Below are 2,314 nucleotides of genomic sequence, written 5' to 3'. Positions count from 1 at the left end.
GTGTACAAAAATCAGATAAAAAAATCAATACTCATAAATATTTTATAATCCATAACTTACCGTTTGGCAGGCTATTAATCTTAAAGAGATTAGTAGTCTGCCATTTTTTATTTAACAACGCAGGAAAAGCTATAAGCTATAAATATAAATAATTTTTAAGGAGTAAAAAATGATAAATGAAACATTAGATAAGCAAATTAAATTAAATAACAAAATTAGAGAGCTTGAAGATAAACTCTCTTTAATTCAAAGAGCTAGAGAAGATAAGCTAAATATCACAGATAAAAGCGAAACTTTTGAATCTCAATTAATACAGCTAGAAAATGAGTTTAATGAAGCTCTAAAATCTTTGTATGAAGAGACTAAAGACAATAAAGAAGAATTAAAAGAGATAGTAGGTAAACTCTGCTATATTATAAAACTTAAAGAGAAAGAAAAAGAATACAATAAAGAGCTTATCGATACAATTCAAAATAAAAATAAATCTATAGAAAAAACAGTAATTAATCTTAAAGATAGTATTTCAAATGTTATGTCTATAGCTAGATTCGTAGAAGACAATAAAGTAAAACAAGAAAAAAGTGTTGTCTGCGGTGCTTATAGAGTATCTACAGCTACTGATAAAGTAGAAATAATAGACAGTGCTTTAATAACTGATGACTACAAAATAGATAAAATGTCTAAAGCAAGAGATGACAAAAAAATAAAAGAGGCACTTGTAAGCGGCGAAAAATTATCTTTCGCTCGTTTGGTAAAAGATATAAGCATTAAAGACATATCAAGAAAAACTCAAGAGGAACAAGAGTAATGAGCTTATTAAAAGATATTTTCAAAAAAAGAAAAGAAATAAAATGTGCTGTTTGTGGCGGAGCTATACAAGATAATTTCAAAACAAAATACGTAAACATTAAAGACTGTTACGGCTTGTATATGATCCACTACGAATGTGATAAAGATAATAAATAAAAAGGAGTAACTATGAGTAATAAGGATTTGAGTATACAAAATAATCAAGTATCAAATTACTATAGCTTTGAAATATTAGAAAAAATGTCTAAAAAAATTGCTAGTAGCGGTATGCTTGGTACAAGAAATGAAAACGATGTATTTACATTATTTATGATAGCACAAGCAGAAGGTAAAAATCCAGTTCAGGCAAGTATGGAGTATTCAATTATACAAGGAAGACCTGCTTTAAAATCTCAAGCTACTTTAGTAAGATTTCAAAAAGCAGGCGGGAAAATAAATTATTTAAAAAGAGATGATACTGAATGTGAAATAGAGTTTTCACACCCTCAAGCTGGTACATTAATAATAAAATGGGATATGGAGAGAGCTAAACAAGCAGGATTAAATCTTAATAAAGAAAATTGGAAGAAATACCCTCGTCAAATGTTAGCAGCTCGTTGTATAGCAGAAGGCGTTAGAGCTTTATATCCTGCTTGCTTAGACGGATTATATTTAGAAGAGGAAGTCCAAGATTTTGATAATAAATCTTTTAGTAATAAAAATAATGCTATAGAAGTACAAACTGAAAATAATATAGATAATTCACATTATGATGAAAAAAAAGATGTCTATGTAATGAATGATGATAAATATAATGTTGTTCAAGTTGGTAAAAATAAAGGGAAAAAGTGGACTGAATTAAGCATTGATGATTTAGTAAAAGCTAGAGAATATTATACAAATAAAAAACCTAATGAAAAACTTTTAAATATAGTAACTGAAGTATTAAATAAAAAATTAAGTATATGTCCTACTGGATTATGTAAAGGTGAAGAATGGAGTAATCTTTCTACTGATAAATTAAAAACATACAGAAACAATTATGCTGCAGGAAAATTAATAGGCTATGCTGAAGAATATACTGCTTATATAGACATAATACTTTTAGAAAGAGAAACAACTAATATAACAGAAAATGAACAAAAAAAGACAGCTAAAGAATCAAAATCAGATAAAACAGTAATAGAAGCAGAAGTAAATGAAGACGAAGATCCTTTTTCTACAGCAAGCGATGAGAATTGGGATAATTTAATAGCAGAACAGGAAGAGATGGAAAATAATCCGCCTCATCAAATTAATGATGATTTAGATGATTATGACGGTCCTTTATTTTAAGACAACACGGATAGACTTACTCCTTTAACTATATTTATTTGGCGGGGGTGAAAGCCCCTGCTGATATAAAAGAAGAAAAAACTTAATAACTCAAAAATAAAAAAAATAAAAACTTTGGAGGAAACAAAATGAAAAAAGAAAATAACACTAACAAAGAAAAATTACAAAATGAAGAACCTCAGCTTCAGAA

The 2,314-nt window shown here is 27.9% G+C and carries 2 protein-coding genes; both read left to right on the top strand.

The window, feature by feature from the left end:
• Window positions 1-169 precede the first annotated feature (169 nt).
• Window positions 170-808 (top strand): siphovirus Gp157 family protein, encoded by a 639-nt coding sequence (locus EZH24_RS10495; protein WP_137999075.1) that lies wholly within the window; start codon window positions 170-172, stop codon window positions 806-808.
• Between the two features lie 170 nt (window positions 809-978).
• Window positions 979-2,124 (top strand): hypothetical protein, encoded by a 1,146-nt coding sequence (locus EZH24_RS10490; RefSeq protein WP_137999074.1) that lies wholly within the window; start codon window positions 979-981, stop codon window positions 2,122-2,124.
• Window positions 2,125-2,314: the final 190 nt, after the last annotated feature.

The organism is Brachyspira catarrhinii, assembly GCF_005518285.1.
In the GTDB taxonomy this organism is placed as follows: Bacteria; Spirochaetota; Brachyspiria; order Brachyspirales; family Brachyspiraceae; genus Brachyspira; species Brachyspira catarrhinii.
Note: the sequence above shows the minus strand (reverse complement) of the source record. Positions and strands in the feature narration are given on the sequence as shown.

What these genes read in the sequence shown, in the direction of transcription:
- EZH24_RS10495 (WP_137999075.1), top strand. Translation starts at nt 170, where the DNA reads ATGATAAATGAAACATTAGATAAGCAAATTAAATTAAATAACAAAATT.
- EZH24_RS10490 (WP_137999074.1), top strand. Translation starts at nt 979, where the DNA reads ATGAGTAATAAGGATTTGAGTATACAAAATAATCAAGTATCAAATTAC.